The 22,812-nt window shown below is 71.1% G+C and carries 21 protein-coding genes; 13 read left to right on the forward strand and 8 right to left on the reverse strand.

Features of this window, described 5'->3' with window-relative positions; translation table 11 throughout:
• The first annotated feature begins 84 nt into the window (after positions 1–84).
• Positions 85–558 carry a Dps family protein gene (locus B4N89_RS41655; protein WP_078981831.1) on the forward strand — a complete coding sequence of 158 codons (474 nt, stop codon included), beginning with the start codon at positions 85–87 and terminating at the stop codon, positions 556–558.
• A 160-nt stretch (positions 559–718) separates the two neighbouring features.
• On the opposite strand, the gene B4N89_RS41660 is transcribed toward B4N89_RS41655, so the two are convergent.
• Together B4N89_RS41660 and B4N89_RS41665 are read right to left on the reverse strand one after the other, a co-directional pair.
• On the reverse strand, positions 719–1,525 hold the full coding sequence (locus B4N89_RS41660; protein ID WP_321170756.1) for a DUF6461 domain-containing protein: 807 nt from the start codon (positions 1,523–1,525) through the stop codon (positions 719–721).
• 1,025 nt (positions 1,526–2,550) lie between these two features.
• Positions 2,551–3,090 carry a cupin domain-containing protein gene (locus tag B4N89_RS41665; protein WP_078981833.1) on the reverse strand — a complete coding sequence of 180 codons (540 nt, stop codon included), beginning with the start codon at positions 3,088–3,090 and terminating at the stop codon, positions 2,551–2,553.
• A gap of 116 nt (positions 3,091–3,206) precedes the next feature.
• Here B4N89_RS41665 and B4N89_RS41670 point away from each other — a divergent pair, with 116 nt between their 5' ends.
• Positions 3,207–3,767, forward strand: a complete 561-nt coding sequence (locus tag B4N89_RS41670; RefSeq protein ID WP_078981834.1) for a TetR/AcrR family transcriptional regulator — start codon at positions 3,207–3,209, stop codon at positions 3,765–3,767.
• A 256-nt stretch (positions 3,768–4,023) separates the two neighbouring features.
• Here B4N89_RS41670 and B4N89_RS41675 read toward each other — a convergent pair whose 3' ends face one another.
• From B4N89_RS41675 to speB, 3 genes are all read right to left on the reverse strand, one after another.
• Positions 4,024–4,929: a S41 family peptidase gene (locus tag B4N89_RS41675; RefSeq protein ID WP_078981835.1), complete on the reverse strand. Its 906-nt coding sequence runs from the start codon at positions 4,927–4,929 to the stop codon at positions 4,024–4,026.
• Positions 4,930–5,118: 189 nt separating this feature from the next.
• Positions 5,119–6,642 (reverse strand): purine-cytosine permease family protein, encoded by a 1,524-nt coding sequence (locus tag B4N89_RS41680; RefSeq protein ID WP_078981836.1) that lies wholly within the window; start codon positions 6,640–6,642, stop codon positions 5,119–5,121.
• Between the two features lie 142 nt (positions 6,643–6,784).
• Positions 6,785–7,801: an agmatinase gene (gene speB / locus B4N89_RS41685; RefSeq protein ID WP_078981837.1), complete on the reverse strand. Its 1,017-nt coding sequence runs from the start codon at positions 7,799–7,801 to the stop codon at positions 6,785–6,787.
• Positions 7,802–7,905: 104 nt separating this feature from the next.
• Between speB and B4N89_RS41690 the strand changes: the two genes are divergently transcribed.
• A complete protein-coding gene (locus B4N89_RS41690; RefSeq protein WP_101897530.1) occupies positions 7,906–8,673 on the forward strand; it encodes a TetR/AcrR family transcriptional regulator in 768 nt (255 codons plus the stop codon).
• A 327-nt stretch (positions 8,674–9,000) separates the two neighbouring features.
• On the opposite strand, the gene B4N89_RS41695 is transcribed toward B4N89_RS41690, so the two are convergent.
• Entirely contained in the window at positions 9,001–9,675 is a 675-nt protein-coding gene (locus B4N89_RS41695) for a response regulator (RefSeq protein ID WP_078981838.1), read from the reverse strand.
• A complete protein-coding gene (locus B4N89_RS41700; RefSeq protein WP_235619293.1) occupies positions 9,672–10,943 on the reverse strand; it encodes a sensor histidine kinase in 1,272 nt (423 codons plus the stop codon). Before B4N89_RS41700 ends, B4N89_RS41695 begins: the two co-directional genes overlap by 4 nt.
• A gap of 946 nt (positions 10,944–11,889) precedes the next feature.
• Between B4N89_RS41700 and B4N89_RS41705 the strand changes: the two genes are divergently transcribed.
• From B4N89_RS41705 to B4N89_RS41720, 4 genes are all read left to right on the forward strand, one after another.
• Positions 11,890–12,249: a peptidase inhibitor family I36 protein gene (locus B4N89_RS41705; RefSeq protein ID WP_078982365.1), complete on the forward strand. Its 360-nt coding sequence runs from the start codon at positions 11,890–11,892 to the stop codon at positions 12,247–12,249.
• Between the two features lie 23 nt (positions 12,250–12,272).
• On the forward strand, positions 12,273–13,199 hold the full coding sequence (locus tag B4N89_RS41710) for a hypothetical protein (RefSeq protein ID WP_078981840.1): 927 nt from the start codon (positions 12,273–12,275) through the stop codon (positions 13,197–13,199).
• Positions 13,200–13,601: 402 nt separating this feature from the next.
• Complete coding sequence (locus B4N89_RS41715; protein ID WP_078981841.1) at positions 13,602–14,201, forward strand: lytic polysaccharide monooxygenase auxiliary activity family 9 protein; 600 nt, start codon at positions 13,602–13,604, stop codon at positions 14,199–14,201.
• A gap of 646 nt (positions 14,202–14,847) precedes the next feature.
• Positions 14,848–16,839, forward strand: a complete 1,992-nt coding sequence (locus tag B4N89_RS41720) for an alpha/beta hydrolase family protein (RefSeq protein WP_235619294.1) — start codon at positions 14,848–14,850, stop codon at positions 16,837–16,839.
• A gap of 85 nt (positions 16,840–16,924) precedes the next feature.
• Here B4N89_RS41720 and B4N89_RS41725 read toward each other — a convergent pair whose 3' ends face one another.
• Complete coding sequence (locus tag B4N89_RS41725; protein ID WP_078981843.1) at positions 16,925–17,848, reverse strand: NAD-dependent epimerase/dehydratase family protein; 924 nt, start codon at positions 17,846–17,848, stop codon at positions 16,925–16,927.
• Positions 17,849–18,687: 839 nt separating this feature from the next.
• Here B4N89_RS41725 and B4N89_RS41730 point away from each other — a divergent pair.
• The 6 genes from B4N89_RS41730 to B4N89_RS41750 all read left to right on the forward strand — a co-directional run bounded on the left by B4N89_RS41730 (position 18,688) and on the right by B4N89_RS41750 (position 22,792).
• On the forward strand, positions 18,688–19,980 hold the full coding sequence (locus B4N89_RS41730; protein ID WP_078981844.1) for a glycosyltransferase family 2 protein: 1,293 nt from the start codon (positions 18,688–18,690) through the stop codon (positions 19,978–19,980).
• A gap of 2 nt (positions 19,981–19,982) precedes the next feature.
• On the forward strand, positions 19,983–20,135 hold the full coding sequence (locus B4N89_RS48420) for a peptidase (RefSeq protein WP_143658278.1): 153 nt from the start codon (positions 19,983–19,985) through the stop codon (positions 20,133–20,135).
• A 145-nt stretch (positions 20,136–20,280) separates the two neighbouring features.
• Positions 20,281–21,009, forward strand: coding sequence for a polysaccharide deacetylase family protein (locus tag B4N89_RS41735; RefSeq protein ID WP_078981845.1), 729 nt, complete (start codon positions 20,281–20,283; stop codon positions 21,007–21,009).
• Between the two features lie 645 nt (positions 21,010–21,654).
• Entirely contained in the window at positions 21,655–22,068 is a 414-nt protein-coding gene (locus B4N89_RS41740; protein ID WP_078981846.1) for a phage holin family protein, read from the forward strand.
• On the forward strand, positions 22,065–22,529 hold the full coding sequence (locus B4N89_RS41745) for a DUF3618 domain-containing protein (protein WP_078981847.1): 465 nt from the start codon (positions 22,065–22,067) through the stop codon (positions 22,527–22,529). Before B4N89_RS41740 ends, B4N89_RS41745 begins: the two co-directional genes overlap by 4 nt.
• A complete protein-coding gene (locus tag B4N89_RS41750; protein ID WP_078981848.1) occupies positions 22,526–22,792 on the forward strand; it encodes a DUF4235 domain-containing protein in 267 nt (88 codons plus the stop codon). Before B4N89_RS41745 ends, B4N89_RS41750 begins: the two co-directional genes overlap by 4 nt.
• Positions 22,793–22,812 lie beyond the last annotated feature (20 nt).

The raw sequence follows: 22,812 nt of genomic DNA on the forward strand, positions 1-22,812 counted from the left end.
GGAATCGGGGCATCCGATGTCGTGTACACCGGGTCCACCGACCCGGTGACCGAATCGACACCAACCCCGAGGAGTCGTAGCACCATGGCCGTCGTCAAGAGCCCCCTGTCCGACGATGCACGCAAGATCACCGGCGAGGCGCTCCAGGGCGCCCTCGTCGACCTGCTGGATCTCTCTCTCGTCGCCAAGCAGACGCACTGGAACGTGGTGGGCCCGCGCTTCCGCTCGATCCATCTCCAGTTGGACGAGGTGGTTGCCTCGGCACGCACGTTCGCGGACACCGTCGCCGAGCGGGCCTCGGCGATCGGGTACAACCCCGACGGCCGGGCCGCGAGCATCACTGCGGGCAGCGGCGTACCCCAGCCGGACTCCGGCTGGATCAAGGACGCCGACGTGGTCGGTTACTTCGTCGGCGTCTACGGCGCGGTGATCGAGCGCATGCGCGAGCGGATCGCGGCCACCGAGGAGGCGGACCCCGTCAGCCAGGACCTGTTCATCACCATCGCCGCAGACCTGGAGAAGATGAGCTGGATGTTCCAGGCCGAGAACCAGGGCTGAGCCGCGAGCACCGCCGGAGGACGCCCGCTCGGCAAGCGGGCGTCCTCCGCCATGAGGCAGCGGGGCCGCATCACGACCTCACGTCCGGACGGACGCTCGTCCAACGACGATCGGGGAGCACAGCGCGTGCGGGGCACCGGGTCGCGTGAGAACGTCCCTCCTACGGTTCGTCCAGGCGGAGCGGCCGGTCGCGCTCTGCCCGGTGGTGCTCCATCGCGTGCTCGACCTGTTCGCGGGTCACTTCCCTGTGGAAGCCCTCTCCGTTCGCGTCGGTGAGGTCGATCACGACGCTGGTCCATTCCTGGGCGGGTTCCTCCGGGACATGCCCCAGCAGGTACGCGGAGTTGTCCAGCAGGTCCTCCGTCAGCCGCACACCGGTCAGCCGTTCGGCGAGTGCGAGGACTGCGGCTTTCCGGTCGTAGGTGTCGACGTCGGACTCCTCGCGCAGGTCGAACCCGGACTCGCGCATCATCGGGAGCAGGTCGTCGGGGGCGCTCCCGTAGCGAACCGTGGGCCATTCGAAACCGGTCCGCAATTCCCCGTCTTCGTACCAATCGAACGTGTGGATGGGTTTTCCCCCGTTGCTGGAGTGCGTGACGGCGCGCGACCTTGCCGACAGGGTCTCCAGGAATCTCGGCCGCATGCCGATGCCTCCGTCGAAGTGCAGGACGAGGGCCCAGTCTCCGCCCTCGCCCGGCACCGCGCATACGCCGGCGATGAAGGACTCGTCCCACTCGTCGGCCTCGGCGACAAGCTCCTCCTGCCGCTCGAAGAGTTCATCGGCGCCCCGGCACACACCGGCCGGCTCGGCCCCCATCACCCGCAGCACCTCCTCGGGCGGGACACCCCGCACCAGCGTCAAGCTGTATCCGACTTCCAGCCCCAGGGGAAACACGAACGAGGAAGGTATCCAGCCGTAATCGGCCGCAGTCGCTGAACTCGTGCCGCACACCTTCCCAGCACCCACCGACGCCCAGGGGCCGGCTCCCGAAGAACGGCCCACCTCCGCCCTGTGGCAGACACGTCCGGCCAGGCAACGCAAGGCGCGATGTCGAGGCATCCCAGCTCAAAGCGCGCACCGAACGAGCTGTGACGGGTGACGGCGGGTTGTCATGCGCGATCGGGGCGAATCCGCCTTTGAAGGGGTGCGCGACCGATCCGTCGCGCACGACGGCTGGGTCCGGGCGCCGAGGTTTTGGCCGTCGCCGAGGGCAGGTTCTGTAGGTCGGCGCCGGCGGGCAGCCGGCGGGCCACGTCGTATACGGTCACGTGTTCATCCAACTCCCCGCCGTCGACGCTCGGTTGCCCGCCGGGCGCGTCGTGGGCAACCCGATTCCAAGCCGTCCGCGAAACGCTGGAGCACGACGTGCGCCGGAGCATCCGTACCACCGCCCGAAGCTCCGACCGAACACCTGCGACTGAGCCTGTCGAGCCACGGCCGTGGGCGATTCCCGGCCGAGCGCCGCGCGACGAAGCGGGCCGCGGCGACCGGTTCGGGCGCGGGCCTGGCGGTGGCGTGGTCGAACTCGCGTGCCGGGTCGGGTGATCCAGGAGTCGCAGCGCGAGCGGTGTGGTCGTTCACACGACCGCAGGCAGACGGCACCGGGTGGGTGCCAAAAGCCGAGCTGTGGGCCTCGTGCGGCGCGGTCCGCGGGCGGATCTCGGCGGGATTGCGCCGGTGGGCCAGGTGCCGTCCCTCCTTGACGCGTCGTTCCACCATCCCGCTGCGCACGCCCTCGAACCGGTGTTTTCACTGGAGGAAAAGGTGTCCAGGGCTTCGTGGGACGCCGCGCTGCCCTTCGCACTCCCGGGGAGGGATTCGGCTTTGAGCGCCTGCAGGACGGCGGCCTGTTCGTGGAGCTTGGGGGTGTTGTCGTTCTTGGTGTCCGCGACCGTGCTCTTGTCGGGGGTCGTCTCCAGCACGGAATCATGTCGCACCACAGGTCGACACCGACGCAGCCGACGTCGTGGCGCTCGGTGGCGCGGTCCGACCTATGTGGGGCGGGCGCGGTCCGCGCCGATGGCGACGCCGACGAGTGTGCAGGGCTCGGTGCCCTGATTGCGCCAGGCGTGTCGGGTGCCGTTCTGGACAACCACGTCGCCCGCCCGCAACAGGGTCTGCTCGCCGTCGTCGAGTTCCAGTGCGACCTCGCCCGAGACGACCAGGACGTAGTCCATGCTGTCGGTGACGTGCATCCCCGGGACGTCGGGTTCCATCGCGGCCATCGCGCCCGGCATCGTCCGGTCCAACTCCTCCAGAGCCGCCCGCGTGTCGAGATCCGAAGGCGGGGCCGGCTCGCCCGGCGCTATCACGTTGATCATGAAGCGCGATCCGTCCTGCGGCGGATACCACGCCCGGGCAGGACGCGGGGAGCCGTCGTCCGGGAAGGTGGGTCGCTCGTCCCGCCCCCACAGCCGGTAGGCCGCGCAGCCGGGCATGAGTTCGGAGGTGATGGGCTCGACAGCGCGGTCGTCGACCACGCGGGACCTGCCTTCGGCGTCGTGTCCGGTGACCACTCGGCGAATCTCCATGTGCTCTCCATCCCATCGCGCTCGGATACCCCAGCGTATTGATACGGCGGCGTATTGATACGGTACCGTATCCCCGCCGGGAGTCCGGGGTCAATACGGTGGCGTATCATGCTCCCGTGGTGAACGATTCGCTCCGCCTGTCCGCCCAGGACTGGGCGAAGGCCGCGCTGAGGGCAATGGCGGACGGCGGGCTGGCGGCGGTCGCGGTCGAGCCCCTGGCGCGGACCCTCGGCGTGACCAAGGGAAGCTTCTACGCGCACTACCGCAACCGCGACGAGCTCATCACGGCCGCACTCGCGGAGTGGACGCGAAGCCACGGCCCGGAAGCACTCGCCGAATTCGCCGCGATCACCGACCCGGCGGCGCGGTTGCGCGACCTGCTCACCGTCGTCGTACAGGCCGTCCAACCCCTGGCTCCCTCCGTACACCTGAGCCTGCTCGGCGACCGCAACGACCCCCGCGTCAAGGACGCGGTCAGCAAGGTGAACCAGGCCCGACTGGAACTCCTGACCCACACCTACCGCGAACTCGGCCTGCCCCCGGACCGCGCCGCATCCCGCGCACGGGTCGCCTACGCCGCCATCCTCGGGCTGTTGCACCTGGCGCAAACCGATCCCGATGCCCCGCACTCCGCCGCGCTCGCCGACGAGGCCACCGCCGTCTTCCTGACGCCGTGACGACCGCCCCTCACCACGGCTCGAGGCCAAGGCCCACACACCGCGCCGCCGGATGACCCCGGCGGTATTGAAAGCGCAACGAGAAATCCACCGAAGCCCAAACGAGCCTCACCCCCGAGACTCGCCACGCCGGCGTCGACGTCGAGGCGCTGCGTCGCCGCCCGTCGGGGACACGCCGAGCGAGCCTTTCCGGACGCCGTCGAGACGCGGGCCGACGGGGCATATGGGGAGGCGTTGCGCGCGGTGCCGGCGGGGGTCAGCCTGCCAAGCGGGCGCGGGCCAGGGTGAGGGCGCGGTCCAGCGCGTCGGCGGGAGCGCAGGCGATGTCCGGCTGTACGCCGGTGCCTTCCCAGTTCGTGCCGGAGACGGGATTGATGGCACGCCCGATGGGGATCGAGGCTTCCAGGTGTGGGTGCACCGTCCAGCCGTCCCGAGGGTGTGCGCCGCCGCGGGTGCGCTCGCCGACGATCACCGCGCGGCCGAGCTGCTGCAGGTCGTATGCCAGCTCCTCGGCGGCCGAGAAGGTGTGGTTGCTGGTCAGGACGTACACCGGCTTGCTGCCGCCGAAGCGGGCGCCGGGGACGTGCGGCTGGCTCCAGGACTGCTCGGTGCGTTCGCCGTCGCGCCAGTACATGGAGTTGAGGTGGGTGCGCTTGTCCAGCAGATGGCTGCAGACGAAGGCGACCGTGTCCGGGTCGCCGCCCCGGTTGGCCCGGAGGTCGACGATCAGCGCTTGGGCACGGGAGGTCAGGGCGAGCGCGGCGCTCAGCGGTTCGGCGGCCCACTCCAGTGGAAACAGCATCGGCGCCAGCTCCAGCAGCGCGATCCCTCCGTCGAGCGACGCGACCCGGGGTACACCCCCCAGCGAGGTGTCGAAGTCCCCGCGGATGGACTCCAGGACCGCCGCCCCCTGCTTCTCGGGCACCCGGTCGGCGTGGTACTGCAGGCTCAGATGCCGATCCCCGTTGACGGACTGCAGGTCCGCGGTGACCAGCCGGGCGAGTTCCTCGGCGTCGTCGACGGCGTAGGCGCCTTCGGCATGGCGCCGGCGCAGCAGGTCCGCGAGTTGCCCGGCTGTCTCGGGAAAGACGTAGTGCTCGACCAGGAGCCGGACGGTCTCGTCGATCACAGGGCCGGGCTGAAGCTTCGTCACGGTCGTCATGGCACGAAGTAGATCACCGCGCTCGCGAAAGCGTCCATACGGGTGGCCGGCGTGCGGTGGCGCGCGCGCAGCACCGCTCGTTCGGGGTCGAATCGCGGTACGGGGGCGGCGACCCGGGCGCGGGCCGCGCCGCGGCGGTTGTGGTTTGCCGAGCAGCGCCGTTGTGGCAGTGGTCGGTGCCGCAAGCGGTCAGGCGGTGGTCGGTGTGGTCGCGGTGGTGGCGTCGGTCGGGGCGGGCCGGGCGGATCGGGCGGCGGACTCTTGGCGGACCTGGTGGAGCTGTCGGCGGTAAAGGGCGCGGAAGAGGACTGTGTACGTCACCCCGCCGACGAGGGGGCCGAGCAGCGCGGAGATGTCCGCTCCGTTCAGCGCTGACGCGACGGGGCCGCTGTACCACGTGTCGAGGCACAACAATGCGGCGCCGGTGCCCAGGAGTTGCGCGGCGAGCCCGGCGAGGTTGACACCGCCGTGGTACCAGTAGGCGCTGGTGGGGGTCTCGTTGTGCAGTTCGGGGCCGCGGTAGTGGTTGCGGCGCAGGAGTACGTCGGCGACGCTGACGGCGAGCGCGGGGCCCAGGACGGCGACGGTGAGGTCGAGCACGTCGCCCAGCGCGTCGAGGAAGTCGGTGACGAACAGCGCGTACACGGCGATGGCGGCAGCGGCGACGCCGTCCAGCAGGACCGCCGCCCACTGTCCGATGCGGATGCCCACGGCCTGCAGGGCGAGGCCGGAGCTGTAGGTGGTGAGGATGTTGTTGGCGACCGAGCCCGTGACGATGGCGGCCAGCAGCAGCGGGTGGAACCAGCCGGGCACGATCGCTTCGAGGGAGGTCTGCGGGTCGGTCATGTCGACGGCGGTGCCGGCCAGGACGCCCACGATTCCGAGCAGGACGGTGGGTACGTAACCGCCGAGCATGGTCCACCATGCGACGGCGCGCCGGGAGGCATCGGCGGGCAGGTAGCGGGCGTAGTCGGCGCCGCTGCCCCAGGAGAGCGGGACGGACGCCATGATCGTGAAGCCGACGAGCGCGGCGGCGGCGAGGTCGGTGCCGTGCGGGGCGCCGTCGGGGGCGCGGCCGGGTTCGGCGTGCGCGAGGACGAAGCAGGCGAGCAGGACCAGGGTGAGTGTGAGCAGCGTGGTGAAGACCGGGCTGAGCCGCAGGATGAGGCGGTGGCCGTACACGCTGATGAGCGAGGTGGCGCCGGCGAGGACGGTGACCACGGCGGCTTCGACGGTGGTGGTGACGGTGACGCCGAGGTGGTCCAGGAGCGCGTATCCGGCGAGTGATCCCGTGCCGAGGTTGACCGCGGCGTAGGCCACACATACGGACCAGTTGGTGGCCAGTGTGCCGATGCGGTTGCCGCGGATGCCGAAGGTCGCGCGGGTGAGGACGCTGCAGGGGGTTCCGGAGACGGGGCCGGTGATGGCGAGGACGCCGTTGAAGGCCCAGAAGAGGTTGCCGAGCACGATCACGCCGATGCTCTGCCAGGTGTCGAGGCCGAGCAGGACGAGTGAGCCGCCGAGGATGACCGACAGGAAGTTGACGTTGGCACCGGCCCAGACGAAGAACATGTCCCGGGGCTTGCCGTAGCGCTCGGTTTCGGGGATGTGCTCGATGCCGTGGGTCTCGACGTGGACGGTGTCGGTGGCCTGGTGGGGCGCGGGCTCGTGGACGGGTGCCGCGGCGTGTCTGGCGCTTTCGGACGTGGTCATGGCGTCCTTCCGGGCTCGGGGGCGAACGGGCGGAGCGGGGGCGTCTTCCGGGTGGCCGGCGGTGGCGCCTGTGCCGGGTGTCGGGCGGCCGGAACGTCGCGCGCGGTCCCGGCCGCCGCGTGGATCGGCGAGGTGTGGTCGGTCACCGTGCGGCGCGGCCGCGTCCTTCGAGCAGCGGGCGGTCGGGGCGCCACGTGTCGCCGCGGCGACGCGCAGCCATCCCGGACAGGCATTCGAGGACGATGCGGTTGGCGAGCATGGCGGTGATGTCCGCGTGGTCGTAGGGCGGTGACACCTCGACCACGTCCACGCCGACGACGGGCAATTGGAAGGCCAACCGCCTTACGGTGTCCAGGAGTTGCCGGGAGGTGAGGCCGCCGGGTTCGGGGGTTCCGGTGCCCGGGGCCATGCCCGGGTCGACGACGTCGACGTCGATGGACAGGAAGACGCCGTCGCAGTCGTCGAGGGCGATGGCCATCGCCTCGTCGACGCACGTGTCCAGGCCGCGGGCGACGATCTCGCTCATCTCGTACGAGCGCATGTCCCGGTCGGCCATCCAGTCCAGGGTCTCCGCGTCGGGCCAGTAGCCGCGCAGGCCCATCTGGAGGAACCGGTCGCCGCGGACCGCGCCGGACTCCAAGAGGCGGCGCATCGGCTGGCCGTGGCCGTGCAGGTGTCCGAACTCGATGTGGGCGGTGTCGGCGTGCGCGTCGAAGTGGACGACGGAGATCCGGCCGAAGCCGTGGTGGCGGGCCACGCCGGTGATGTCCGGGAGGGCGACGGTGTGGTCGCCGCCGAGGACGAGCGGGATCGCGCCGGAGGAGGCGATCGTGTACACGGCGTTCTCGATGGCGGTGATGCTGTTCTCGATGTCGCCGGCGAACATCTCCACGTCGCCCGCGTCCACCACGCGCAGGTCGGCGAGGGCGTCGACGCGCAGCGGCAGCGACGGGCGGGAGGCGTCGGGCGCGAGGTAGTCGGTCGACCGGATCGCCTGGGGGCCGAACCGGGTGCCGGGGCGGTGGCTGACCCCGCCGTCGAAGGGCGCACCGACGATCACGACGTCGGCATCCCGGTACGTGTCGGGCTCGTCGAGGGTGCAGGGCTCGACTCCGTGGAAGGTGATGTCGGGGCCGAACATCGTGCCGTAGCGGCTCATGCTGCTCCTGAAGAGAAAAGCTGATTTTTAAGTCAGCACCGGATGTCGACTGACTTTAAAGTCAGACAGTCGGACGGGGCAAGGGGTGTGCCACGATCGAGACCGTGAGCAACCGCATCGACACCACCGCGCCGACACCCCGCACCGACCCGCCCGGCACCGCGCCCGGCGGCTCCACGGGCGCTCGCGAGGCCATCCTGCGGGCGGCGGTGGAACTCATCGCCCGCGACGGCTTCGACGGCGTCCGCCTCGCCGAGATCGCCGGTCACGCCGGGGTCTCCACCGCCCTGGTGCACTACCACTTCACCGGCCGCGACCGCCTGCTGACCGACGCGCTCGCCTACTCCCTGGCCCGCGCCGAAGCACGCCTGGAAGCCCGCGCCGACGACGCCGACCGGGACACGCCGGCCGAACGCCTGGCCGACCTGGTCGACTTCGGCCTCCCGCTGACCCGCGACGACGTCCTGGAATGCCGGCTGTGGAGCGAACTGGAGATCCGCTCCACCCGATCCGCGCCACTCGCCGACGCCCTGGCCGAACTGCGCCGCGGCATCCTGAACCGGCTCGCCGCCGTCGTCGTCGACGGCCTCGACCGCGGCGACTTCCGCGACTGCGACCCGCACGAGACGGCCACCGTCGCCATGGCCCTCCTGGACGGGCTGACCAACCGGCTGATCACCGACCCGGCCGCCCCGTCCCTCGACGACGCACGCCGCATGGCCGGCCGCCAGCTCGCCCTCGCGATCGGCTACAGCGGCGAACTCCCGTTCCAGCCCCTCCCCGACCCGGGACCGCCCCCGCCCCAACCCCCGCCCACCCGGACCGGCCGGCGCCGAGCCCCTCGCGCCCCCTCCCACCCCGCCGCCACCTGACCACGATGGCGCACCGGCCGTACGTCGAAGTCGTTCGAAGCGGCCGGCAACGCACGAACTGCACCATATAGTGGCCCGGTTGGTGGCCAAGGGCGACGAACGCCGGCAGGGACTCCCGGCCGGCGGTGCCCCGAAGCCCAGGCGCGGGGGGCGACGGGCGAAGGGTAGGCGCGGGCGCGAATCCGCGAACTACCCGGTCTCAGGCGCGCGTTGATCGTGCCGGGTACGGGTCGCCGCCTGCTCGGTGCCGCTGGGCCGGGGGTTGTGATCGTACGCGCGTGCGGCGGCTGTGGACCTCGGCCGGACCGGAGCCGCGACGGCGCGGGCTCAGCTCGGTGGGGCCACCAGGCCCGCCTCGTAGGCGGCGATGACCAGTTGCACCCGGTCGCGGGCGCCCAGTTTGGTCAGCAGGCGGCCGACGTGGGTCTTGGCGGTGGCGGGGCCGATGTGCAGCTCGGCGGCGATCTCGGTGTTCGTCAGGCCGCGTCCGACCAGGGTGAGTACTTCGCGTTCGCGGGTGGTGATGGACAGCGCCGGGCCCGGGCGGGCCACTCGTCCCGGGACGCCGGCGGGGTCGGGGCGGCCGGCGAATTCGGCGATCAGGCGCCGGGTGACGCTCGGTGCGATCAGGCCGTCGCCGTCGGCGACCACCCGGACGGCCGCGAGGATGTCCACCAGGGCCATGTCCTTGACCAGGAACCCGGCGGCGCCCGCGCGCAGCGCGCCGTACACGTTCTCGTCGTCGTCGAACGTGGTCAGCACCAGGACCCGGGTGGCCGGGCACTCGGCGGTGATGATCCGGGTGGCCTCGATGCCGTCCATGTCGGGCATCCGGATGTCCATCACCACCACGTCCGGGCGCAGTCGGGCGGCCAGTTCGACGGCGCGCGTTCCGGTGCCGGCCTCGCCGACCACCTCCAGGTCGGGCAGGCCGGCGATGACCATGCCCAGGCCGGCGCGGATCAGTTCCTGGTCGTCGACCAGGACGACGCGGGTGCTCACGCGGGCAACCTGGCCGCGACCCGGAAGCCGCCCTCGGGCCGCGCCCCGGCGCCGAACCGCCCGCCGACCAGGGCCACCCGCTCGCGCATCCCGGCGATGCCGAGGCCGCCATCACCGGCCGAACCGGTGCCGGTCGAGCCGGTACCTGCCGAAGTGGTGCCGGTCTCGCCGCCCCCGCCGTCGTCGACCACCTCGATCGCCAGTTCCTCGGCCAAGTACTCCACGCAGACCCGACACCGCCGGGTGCCGGAGTGGCGCACCGTGTTGGTGACCGACTCCTGGATGATCCGGAACGCGGTCAGATCGATCTCGGGTGGCAGCGGGCGCCGTTGGCCGTGCCAGGTCACGTCCACCCGTACACCCGCCTCCGCCGCGGTCGCGACCAACCGCTCGACCCCCTCCAGGCCCACCGCCGGCGCGAGCCGGGCGCCGCCGGGCCCGGTGTCCCCGTCGACCCGGCGCAGCGAGACCAGCATCCGGCGCAGCTCCGCCAGGGTCTGCCGACTGGTGCTCTCGATCGCGTCGAGCGCGGTGCGCGCGCCGGCCGGCTGCGAGTCCAGGACCAGGCTCGCCGCGCCCGCCTGGATCGCGATCACGCCGATGCTGTGCGCCACCATGTCGTGCAACTCCCGGGCGATCCGCAGCCGTTCGGCCAATACCGCGCGGGCCGCCGCCTCGGCGTGCAGCGCCTGGAGGTGGTCGTGGCGTTGGCGGGCCGAGGTGCCCATCATCCAGCCGATCAGCAACACGACGAAACCGGCCGCGAGTTGGATGAGCACGTCGCCCAAGGCGTCGCTGTCGGTGTCGACCGCCCAGCGGCCGACGAACGCGGCGCCCCAGGCGGCCCATACCAGCCCGGCAGCCACCGTGCCGTTACGGCGCGACGCATCGGCGGCGTACCGGCCGACCAGAATGGCAAGTGCCGGGATCAGCGGCCAGACCCGGTCGCGCAGGAGCAGTGCCGCGATCGCCTCGGCCGTCATGATCGCGAGCACCGGCAACGGCCGCTTGCGCAACGGCCCCAGCGGCAAGGCGAGCAGCACAGCCGCGATCGCCGCAGCCGTCGTCGTCACCATCGTGTAGGACTGCTCCGCCGCATACAACCACGGATGCAGCGCGAACCACAGGCCAACCACGATCAGGCCGACCAGCGCGGCGCGCACGGCACGGACAACGGCGGACAGGGTCGGACGGGGTCGACGAAGCGGCGAGCGCGGCTTCGTGGGCACCGGGGTCGAGATCGGCGGAGACGAACTGTCTGCGGGCACGGGCCGATCGTAGCCGGCGCCCTCCCCACCGAGCGTCCACCGCCGGGCGTACACCCGGGCGGCTACCCGGCCCGAACGGCTACCGCGAGTATGACGCCGGCCCCGCAGGCCAGGGCCGGCAACGGCGGCGTCGACGAGCAACCGGGTGGCCGCCGGGCAGACCGCGCCGGCATTGTCGTACAGCTCGAAGGCCGGCTCCACGGCCAGGTCGGCGTCGGCAAGAGCCAACAACGTTGATATGCCCCCGAGTTCAAGGCGACCGGGGTGAGCTTGTCGGCCGCGGCGGCGCCGATGCGGCGGGCCGGTTCGCCGTTGCGATCGCGGCGATTCGATGGGCTTCCCGCCCGAGTCGCGGATCCGTTCGTGTTCGACCGCGACACACGGGCGGTTTCGGCCGGCGGTCGACGCCCGGGGACGGTGTCGCGAAAACCGTCGCCGATCGTGGCGTCCGAGTTGCGGAACCGTCACCAGCGTCGGGCGACACATAACCGGTGATCCCTCCGGATAGAGGCATAAAGCTACAAAGTCTCAAAACCATCTGGTTTGCACCTTGCTCGTTCTCCTAACGTCGGATGCGAACCGCGGTCGTCCGACCGGCGGACGTCGCACGAGGCAGAGGAACGGACATGGACAAGGGGACCGTCGCCCGGACTCCCCTGAACCGGAGTCGGTTCGGTGCTTGTTCGCCCTGTATCGGCCGGCGCCGACGCGACGCCGGTCCCGACGCGACACTGTTCGACGAGGTCTTCGGCGGCGGCCTCGGACGCACGATCCCCGTGCCGGCGTCGTGCTCTCCCTCTCGGCTCGGAACGGACGTGGTCGCCGCCCCGCGGTATTCGGTGAAACAACCGCTCATCGGCTGTTGCAGGGCGATCGGTTCGCGCGATCGCCCTGTCCCGGCCGCCGACCCGGGCCGAAGTTCCGGTGGACAACGAAAGGGATGATCATGCTCAGGAAGTTGACGGCGAGCGGTGCCGCGATCGCGGCAGCCGCCATGGGCCTGGCCGTGGGATCGGCCACGCCGGCCGTCGCCGACCCGTGCCCCTCGGGTGCACTCTGCGCGTACCTGTCCGCGAACTATGCGGGCGACCCGGGCACGGTATACGGCGACAACAACAACCTGCTCCAGTACAACAAGTTCAACAACGCGGTGTCGGTGTCCAACAGCGGAACCCAGTGCACCGTGACCATCTACAGCGGCCTCAACAAGACCGGCAGCCACCAGGCCATCCCCCGCGGCTACGGCATCGGCAACCTCTCCGGCACCCCGTACTACAAGAACATCGCCTCCAATAAATGGTGTTGAGGACACGTTCCCGACCAGCGGTCGTGATCGCTCTGTGCCTGCTGGTGGTGGGCGGGTGCTCCCGAGGACCCGCCCACCGGGGCGACGACCCGCTGCCCGCCCCCTTCGACGGGGCAGCCGTGGCCTCCCCGGAACAGGAGAGGTTCCTCCACGAGTCCGAGGAGCGGGCCGTCGCCGCCTGCATGCGGCAGCGGGGCCTCTCGTACCGTGAGGTTCCCGCCGGTCGCGCGGTGGCGGAGAACCCGTACGGATTGCTGACCGAGACGCAGGCCGCGCGGAACGGGTACGGCCTCACCGCCGACCTCCTCGCCGGGCCACCCGACGATCCCAACGCGGAACTCCTCGCCCGCTTGGACCCCGAGGGCCGCGCCGCCTGGCGTGCCGCGCTGACGGGAACGGGCAAGGACGAGCGCACGCTCAGCGCGCCGGACAGTCCGGACCTGCGAATCAACACGGACGGCTGCGTCTACCTCGGACGGATGGCGCTGTACGGCAGCGAGTGGGAGCAGGCCGCACTCACCGTCGCGGGGCTGACTACACGGGTGATCGACCAAGTCCTCGCCGACCCGGGGTTCCGCAGCGCGCAGCGGAGGTGGGCCGACTGCATGCGCGCCAACGGCGAGCAGTTCGCGACCCTGCAGGATGCGCGCGGCGCCATCCAGAATGCCGCGCACGACGCCGGCGGCGACCGTGTGGCTCTTCAGGCCGTCGGCCGCCGCGAACTCCGTCTGGCCGAGCGGGACGCCGCCTGCCAGCGGCAGAGCGATCTCCCCGAAGCCGTGCGCACGGCCCAGAAACGCGTCGAGGCCGCCTTGCCCGCTTCGTCCCGCCGACAGGCGGCCGAATTGGCCGACTTGCGCAAGCGGGCACTCGGTCCCGACCCGACCGGCCACCGGCGCGAGCCAAGCGCGCCGAAACGGCCCGCGACGATGCCGCGCGGCGGTCGCTGACGGCGGTCCGGCGACGCTCGAACATTCCGCCCCAGGGCCCGCGGCCCGGACGACCGAACCTGGGGCCATGAGGCGCCTCGTGCCCGCGGCCGGCCCGCCCGGCACGGGAAGTTCCGCCCGCACCGCACCACATGGTGCCGCCCGCGGTGGCCAAGACGTCTCGAGTCGGGCTCCGGCAGTCCCGCAGACATCGTTTTTCGGGCATCACGTGCGCCGGATCGCAGCGGCTCTCCCGAACGAGAATGGTCCAGACCATTGCCCGGGGGGTCCCGGTCCTTCTACCTTGAGGGCGCACGTCCCCGGCAAGGCACGCTCGGACACCGTACGGCGTCCCCATCACCACTGCTTTCGGTGGCCGAGCGGTCCTTGTCTCCGCATGTCTTCGTCCACGAGGAGAGTTCCATGCGCAAAAGGACCATCGTGTCGACCGTGTCGGCGCTGGCGGCGTCCGCTGTCGCCGCCCCGCTGATGCTGGCGAGCCCCGCCGCGTCCCATGGGTTCGTCACCGGACCGGCCAGCCGTTCCGCGCTGTGCGGAAACGGCACCGTCAGGAACTGCGGCCAGATCCAGTGGGAGCCCATGAGCGTCGAGGGCCCCAAGGGCTACCCGTCCGGTGGCCCGGCCGACGGCAGGCTGTGCGCCGGCGCCGACGGTCGCTGGTCTCCGCTCGACGACCCGCGCGGGGGCAACTGGCCCGCCACGGCCGTGACTTCGGGCGCTTCCACGACCTTCACCTGGAAGATCACCGCACGCCACTCGACCAGCACGTTCCGGTACTACGTCACCAAGCCGAGTTGGGATCCCACCACGCCGATCACCCGCGCCCAATTGGAGAGCACGCCGTTCCTGACCGTGCCCTACCAGGGTGCGAAGCCGGCCGCGCTCACCTCCCACACCGGCACGCTGCCGGCCGGGCGCACCGGCCGCGCGGTGGTCTTCGCCGTCTGGGACGTGGCGGACACCAACAACGCGTTCTACTCGTGCTCGGACGTCACGTTCTGACGTCGGTGTGAGCACGGGTCCGGCGGCGCGGCCCAGGGGCACGCCGCCGGACCCGTGCGGTCCGATCCGCCCGCTCTACGACGCGGAGGTGTCCGCCGCCGGCCCGGCCGGCACCGTCGTCGCCTTCACCAGGTCGACGCGACGGAAAACCAAATTGGTTGAACGACCAGGGCGGTCGGCCTCTTCGGGAGCAGAAAGTCGGGCACCGAGGCCCCCGTTGGGGCAAGGCTTGCCTGTGGGCCGGCCCCGGGTGTGCCGTGCCACGCGGGCGGGTCCGGGGTCGCCGGGTCGGACAGTCCCGCCCGGCCGGGATAGCCTTTCCTCTCGAAAATCACCATGGCCGTAAAGTTGGCGGGATCGAACGACAGGACCCCGTGATCGGATTCGCCGGAGAACGGTTCACCCGCATGATCGCCGTCAGTCCCAGCCCGGGCCGCGGCGGTGCAACTCGGCGGCGTGAAACGATTGTTGCTCCGACGGATCACGGAACCGACCCTCGCCGGCCAGGACAACGACCGGCCGGCCGCCCACCCCCGGAGACCCCCACCGACCGGCCTCCACGCGGCCCCGCCCCCGCGGCCCGTGCCCCGGGATGTCGACGTGGCGCCGGATGCGGGGCGCCCGACCGACACATCGAATGGAGTTTGTGTTGACTCCCGATTACTTCGACACCGTCGAACGGCACTTCCGGCGACTGCACGAGCCGGCGTTCGGCGCGCCGCACGCGGCGGCCGATCCGAGCATCCGGCCCGACGGCGCGGCGATCGCCTTTACCGGTTCGGTGTTCACCGAGCTCGTCGGCCGTCCGCGCACCCGCGTGTGTGTGGCAGAGGCGACCCGCGTCCGGATCCTGACCGAGGGCGCGGGCAGCCAACGCATGCCCCGGTTCTCACCGGACGGGAGGCTGCTCGCCCACCTCACCGACGCCGAGAGCCCGGGCGACTTCCAGCTCGACGTACTCGACGTGGCCACCGGGACGAGCGTGTGGCGGCCCCGGGTGCCCGGCGGCGCGGTGGAATACCTGAGTTGGTCGCCGGACGGTTCGGCGCTGCTGCTCGGAGTGGCCGCGTACGGCGCCGACCTCGCCGGCGGTCAGGGCTCCGGGACGATCGCGGACGGGCCCGGGGAGATGCCCGACTGGGCGCCCGAGGTCGACTCGAACTCGTCCGAGGACGGGGCACGTTCGGTGTGGATCGCGGAGCTGGGCACAGAGCCGGGGAACGGGACCGTGCGGCAGGTCAGCCGGGCCGGGACGAATGTGTGGGAGGCGTGTTGGGCGGGCCCCGACGCACTGGTGTGCGTGGCCGGCTCGGGCGCCGGTGAGGAGTCCTGGTACACCGCCGACCTTCGTCGGATCGCCGTGGCCGACGGGTCGGAGACCGTACTGCGCACCGGCGGGCGGCAGTTCGGTGTGCCGTCCGCGTCACCGTCGGGCCGCGCGGTGGCCGTGGTGGAGGCGCTGTGCTCCGATCGCGGGGTGGTCGCCGGGGACCTGGTGCTGATCGCGGTGGATTCGGCCGGGGGCGCCGCGGATTCGGTACGGATCGACACGAACGGCGTCGACGTGACCTCGACCGGCTGGCCGGCCGAGGATCGGCTCGGGTGGGCCGGAATAGGCGGGCTGGACACGGTGGTCGGGGAGGTCGATCGGGCCTCCGGCAAGGTCACCGAGGTCTGGCGAGGCACCGAGACGTTCGGCGGCCGATACCCCGAACTGTCCTTCTCTCCGCACGGGCACGCCGGCGTCCGGCACGGCTGGGACCGCTTTCCGGAACTGGCGATCGTGGCGGGCCGGTCGGTCCGTACGGTCGCGTCGCTGACCCACCCGGGCGCGGACTACGTGAGTGCGAAGGCGGGTGTCGCCGAGGAGGTGACCTGGACTGCCCCCGACGGCACGGCGATTCAGGGGATCCTGTGCCGACCGGCCGGCCCCGGGCCGTTTCCGCTGATCACCCACCTGCACGGCGGTCCGGTCTGGAGCTTCCGCAACAGTTGGTCACTGGCCTTCCAGGGCACACCCCTGCTGGTGAGTCGCGGGTACGCGGTCCTCAACCCGAACCCGCGTGGCAGCGCCGGCCGCGGACAGCGGTTCGCCGAGGGGGTGTTCGGCGACATGGGCGGTGCCGGCGCGCAGGACGTACTGTCGGGGATCGACGCGATGGTCGCCCGGGGCATCGCCGATCCGGAGCGGCTCGGCGTGATGGGCGGCTCGTACGGCGGATTCCTGTCCGCGTGGCTGATCACCCAGGACGAGCGGTTCGCGGCGGCGGCGCCCACCGCGCCGGTCACCGACTGGATCTCACTCCACCACACCACCAACATGCCGCACTTCGACCGGACCTTCCTGGCCGACGAGCCACGCTCATTCACCGGCCACTACGTCGAGCGCAGCCCCCTGCGCCACGCGTCGAACGTGCGCACGCCCACCCTCCTGACGGGGGGCGCCCTCGACCGGTGCACCCCGCCCGGACAAGCCCGGGAGTTCCACCGCGCGCTGGTGGAGTCGGACGTGGAATCGACACTCGTCGTCTACCCCCAAGAGGGCCACGGAGTAAGCGGCTTCCCCGCCGTGATCGACCACTGCGCCCGCGTCCTGGCCTGGTTCGACGCCTACATGGCCCCCGAGCCCACGGTCTGAGCCCCACCCCGCGCCCCGTGCCCGCCCAACCGCCTACGGGAACGAGGAAGGGTGACTGCGGTAGCGGGCGAGGCCGGCGTCGCGGTCAGCGTTCGGCGTGTTGGCCCAGGGCGAAGATGGTGGGGGCGCCGGGCGGTTCGGGGGCGGGTCCGAGCGCCTGCGCCACGGCCTGTACGCCGTCGTGCAGGGACACTTCGGGGCGGTATCCGAGCGTCCTGATCTTCGTGATGTCCGCGACGAGACGGTAGGTGTCGTCCTCGATCTCCGGAATCACCTCGACGGCGGGTTCGCGCCCGGTGGCCGCGCCGATCACGTCGACGAGTCGGCGCATCGAGGTCTCGGTGCCCGAGCCGATGTTGTACACCTCTCCCAGTCGACCCCGGTCGGCGAGCGTCAGCAGTCCGGCGACCAGGTCGGTGACGTATACGAAATCGCGGGTCTTGCGGTCGATGTCGCCGACGATCTGGATCGGCGCGCCATTGAGGTGCCAGCGCAGGAACCGCCCGACCTCGACCATTGCCTCGCGCGGGTTTTCGCCGGGGCCGTAGACGCAGAACGGCCGACCCACGACCACCGGCAGCCCCCGCGCGTGATGCAGGGCCAGGCAGGAGACCTCCCCGCCGAGTTTGGACGCGCCGTAGGGGACGAAGGGCCGGTTCGGATGCTCCTCGTCCATGGGGAATCTGCGCGGTGTGCCGTACGTGGACGCGGACGACACGTACACGACCCGCCGCACCCCGGCGGCAAGCATCGCCTCGGCGAACGAGAACGTGCCGAGCGCGTTGATCTCGAAGTCCAGGCGCGGCTCGGTGACCGACAAGGTTCCGTTGGCGTTGGCGGCGATGTGGAAGGCGAGGTCCGCCCCGGCTGCCAGTTCGGCAACCTTGTCCGTCTCGCGAATGTCCACCGGGAACAGCGTGACCCCCGGCGGGGGGTTCTCCGAGAGCGAGGTGCGGCCGGTGTCGATGATCCTCACCCGCTTTCCGAGGGCGAGGAGGGCGCGGGTCATGTGCGTTCCGATGAAACCGAGACCACCGGAGACGAGGACCGTGTCATAGGTATCAAGCACAAAACATCACATTAATAACGAATTGAGCAGTTTGCACGATATGGGGACTTGAGCGAAGCACATGGGTGATCCGGGGCCCGTGGGCGCTCGGCGCCGGGCGCGCTTTCCCGAGCCGACGCGATCTCCGACACCTTCGAGGCGGCGAGGCGCCCGAGCGGCCGGCGGGTCGAGGCCGCCACGCGGTGCGCTCGACACGCCCCCACCGCCGGACGGATCGGCGACCGATCCGGCGCCGCGCCGGCGAAATCGTTCGCGCTTGGGCTCGGCGCTCTTCCACTTCGACGACGCCTCGGTTGAACCGACTCCCCTGCGGCGCGGGCCTGTCGTTCTGCTCGTCGGTCCGTGCGGCGATCCGTACACACGGGAGGAAGGTCGGCTGCCGGAAGGCGGCTCGTGTGCCATTTCGCCTTGCTCGGGCAGGACGCCTGCTCGGCGAGGCCGCTCCACTGCCGGCCATACCGGCTTTTGCTGCCTTATGCCCGGCAATTCCCCCGGTTGTACTTGTATCGCCGGCCATACATCCGGTTGTACGGCCTCGCCGGCTATGCATGTGCTTGTGCTCACATCTCGGGCTTTGCGATGTACAAGATCGTCGGGATCCCGCATTCTTGGTCCTCCTGGGTGGGGACCCGGGGGGGAAGGGATGATTCGCGTCCCGCGCCGGCCGAAGTCTCGTGGCTTCGTGCTGCCCGAATGCCGGTCACGTCCACGGCATCCACTCGGGCCTGCGATGCGAACTCGTCCGTTCGCCATGGCTCGATCCGGAATGCGATGGCGAGATGAAGGACACGGGGTACGTGAGCGGCGTGCCCGGCGGGCGGCACCGGGGACGTGCCGAGCACACGGTTGCGGCGGACGCGCCGACCGAGACCATGGCGCCGGTTCGCGATGAGCCGCGCCCCGCCCCGCGACCGGAGCCGACCGGCGCCACCCGGCCCCGGAAGCACCGGGCGCGCAAGGCGGAGCCGTTCCGGCTCAGGACCAAGCGCCGGCGGCGGCGCTCGCTGCCGGCCGTGGACGTGCACACGATGCGGATCACCGCGCTGGTGCCCGCGCACAACGAGGAAGCACAGATCGGCGAAACCATCGAGTCGCTGCACGGTCAGCGCCGACCGCCGGAGACGATCATCGTCATCGCGGACAACTGCACCGACCGCACCGTCGAGATCGCCCGCGGCATGGGTGTGCAGGTCTACGAGACCGTCGACAACAAGCACAAGAAGGCCGGCGGTCTCAATCAGGTCATCGACCACATCCTGCCGAACCTCGGGCCGGCCGACGCGATCCTGGTGATGGACGCCGACTCCACCCTCGGGCCCGAATTCCTCAGTCACGGCCTGGAGCGCCTGGCCACCGGCGAGTTCGGGGCCGTCGGCGGGACGTTCACCGGCAAACCGGGCGGCGGCTTCGTCGGCATGCTGCAGCGCAACGAATACGCCCGCTACGTCCGCGACGTCGAACGGCTCCAGGGCAAGGCCCTCGTACTGACCGGCACCGCCACCCTCTTTCGCGCACTCACCCTGCAAGAGGTGGTCGCCGCACGGGCGAGCGGCGAACTGCCCGGCGCAGCCCACGTCTACGACACGCGCGTACTCACCGAGGACAACGAACTCACCCTGGGCATCCTCCACTTGGGCCTGCGCATCGTCTGCCCGCCCAAGTGCACGCTGATGACCGAGGTCATGGGCACCTGGTCGGACCTGTTCCAACAGCGGCTGCGCTGGAAGCGCGGCGCCCTGGAGAACCTGACCGACTACGGCTGGACCCACATCACCCGCACCTACTGGGGACGACAGGCACTCTCGTTGATCGGCCTGCTGGTCATCACGATCTACCTGGGATCCCTGCTGCTGTCCCTCGTCTTCACCGGCCACGTGCGCATCCAGCCGGTGTGGATGGTGGTGACGTTGATCTTCTCCGTCGAACGCGCCGTGAGTGTCCGCAAACGCGGTCCGCTCCAGGTGGTACTCGGCGGACTCATCGTGGTCGAGATGGCCTTCGACCTCTACCTGCAAGCGGCCCAGGCTCAAGCGTTCTGGGACGCGATCCGAAGAAAAGAAAGGAAATGGTGACCATGTATCACGCAAGTACGGGAGCGGCCGCAGCCGGTGCCGGAGGCGCCCTGGCGGCGACCGGCGCGAACGTCATGTGGGCGGTCGTGGCCGCGTTCACGCTGTTCAGTGCCGGCCTCGCGCTCAAGCGGATCCTGCCCGCGCGCACCCGCTGACGTTCGACCCCGCAGGTCCCGCCTCGCCCCGGGAGCAATCGGTAAGCCGTTCCCGAATGCTCTCGGAGCGGGCGGTTGTGCGGCCACCATCCTTCGATGGTGGCCGCATTCGTGGTGGTGCCACCTCTTCGAAAGGTTGACCGAGATGAAGTCGAGCGTTCGATTCCGCGCCTGGACGGTCGGGGCGGTGGCCGCGCTTGCGGGCCTGGTCCTGGGGCCGACGACGGCCGCACACGCGGATCCCGCGCCGCCGGCCCCCTGCGCCGCCGGTTACGCGGCGATCTCGTTCGACGACGGGCCCTCGACGCTGACCCCCGCCTATGTCCAGGCGCTGAACGACGCCGGGTGGGTGAAGGCGACGTTCTTCCTGACCGGAGCGCACGCGCTGGACTATCCGCAGTACGTGGACCGGATCGCCGCCGGTGGCCACTGGATCGGCAACCACTCGTTCTCCCACCCCTTCCTGGACGAGGCGGGCGAGCCGGACGCGTTCAACGAACTGCTGGGCACCAACCAGATCCTCCAGGCCCGCACCGGCCACGCGCCGACGCTGTTCCGCCCGCCGTACGGACGGACCAATTCGGGAATCCGACAGGACGCGACCACGCTCGGGATGACCGAAGTGCTGTGGACCACCGACTCCTTCGACTACAACGGCATCTCCACCGACGACATCGTCGCCAACGCGCTCCAGGTCCAGCCGGGCGGCATCATCCTGCTGCACGAGGGCTACCAGACCACCCTTGCCGCGATCCCGCGCATCGTGGACGGATTGGCCGCGCGCGGAATGTGCGCGGGCAAGATCGTCCCCTCGACGACCCCGGTACAGGCGTGGCCGGGCGCCACCTACTACGCGACCGCCGCGCACTGGTGACGAAACCGCCGGACGGCGCCCTCGGGCGCTGACACCGGTTCGACGCCAACCGGGGGGAGACATCCCCCTCTTGCGAATCGCCCCGCCGCGGTGGCACCGGCGGCCTTGCCGGTGCCGACCGTGCGCCACCGAACCGACGCACCCCTTCACCGCCCGGTTCGATGCGGCCGGGCTCGGGCTGCATCCTGCTCCCCCGCGATGTCGACGTCACCACGCTCGGTCCCCGGAAAGTGCGGACCCGTGGATGGGCTCGCAGCCGTGAATCCCGCTGCGGGATCCGGCGGTTGATGGGAGTCGTCCCGCAGGCCCGGCCGCCGGGATCATCCTCGATGCCGCGCTCTTCCGAGGAGTACCCGCCCGTTCCGCGACTCCCCGACCACGCCGGCCCGGGAACCGCGTGCGGGTCCGTCGTCCTGCCGAGCGGGGCGGCGGCCCCTGTGATTCCGGCCGTACCGCGCCTGCCGCTGCGCCGCCTCGAGTGAAACCCGGTCGCCGGTGCGGGTGCTCGGCCGGTTACCGGGTAGGCGCGCCACCGGCAGCGGGACCGAACCCGTAGCCGGACGGCGCCGCGCCGGGCCCGCACTGCTTACGGGCGCCGGCGTGCGGCCATCCGGTGGCAGCGGGAGAAAGGCAAGGTGAAGACTCGTGAGCAGCGCTGATCGGCACGCGCACGACTCCGATGACTCGGTGGGCGCGCTGGTGGCCCGTGCCTCCCGGCAGCTGTCGGAGCTGGTGCGCGAGGAGATGCAGCTGGCCCGGTCGGAGATGGCCGAGAAGGGCAAGCGGTTCGGGGCCGGCGGGGGTCTGTTCGGCGGGGCCGGCCTGATCGGTTTCCTGGCCGCGCAGGCCCTGACCGTGGCGGTGATCGCCGCCGTGGCGCTGCTGCTTCCCGTATGGGCCGCGGCCCTGATCGTCGCCGCCGTGTTGGCAGCGGTCACCGCCCTCATGGCGACGGCCGGGAAGAAGCAGTTCGCGAAGGCCGGCCCGCCCGTGCCGGAGCAGACCATCGACAGCGTCAAGGCCGACGTGACCGAGATCAAGGAGCACACACACCGATGACCAAGCAGACCCCCGACGACGAGACCGCGCCCACACCCGAGGAACTGCGCGAGAAAGTCGAGCAGACCCGCGACCAACTCGGCCGGACCGTCGAGGCGCTGGCCGGCAAGGCCGACGTGAAGGCCCGGGCGCAGAAACAGGCCGCCGACGTCAAGGAACAAGCGGCGGAGAAGACCGCACAGGTCACCGCCCGGATCCGCGACAAGGCGGAGCAAACCAAGCAGACGTTGAAGGACAAGACCCCGGACCCGGTCCTCGACAAGGCCGCCCACGCCGCGGCACAGGTCCGCGAGACCGCGTCCCGTGCCGGACAACTCGCCGCGGACAAGACCCCGGACCCCGTACGGGAGAAGACCGGCCGGGCGGCGGCCACGGCGCGGACGAAGCGCACCCCGCTGCTCGCCGCGGGCGGCGTCCTGGTCGTGTTCCTGCTCGTACGGCGCAGCCGGAGGCGGCGATGAAGGCGTCCGAGGTCGCCTACAAGCCGGTCGGTCTGGCCATCGGCGCGGTCAGCGGAATGCTCGCCGGTGTGGCCTTCAAGCAGGCGTGGAAGACGATCGGGCACGAGGAGGACGCGCCCGACGCCACCGACGAGGATCGTACGTGGCGTGAGATCCTCTTCGCCGCGGCTCTCCAAGGCGCGATCTTCGCCGTCGTCAAGGCCGCCGTCGACCGGGCGGGCGCCACCGCCACCAAGCGGCTGACGGGCACCTGGCCGGGCTGATCCAGCCGAGACCGGTGGGG

The sequence above is a fragment of the Embleya scabrispora genome, assembly GCF_002024165.1.
Taxonomy (GTDB): domain Bacteria; phylum Actinomycetota; class Actinomycetes; order Streptomycetales; family Streptomycetaceae; genus Embleya; species Embleya scabrispora_A.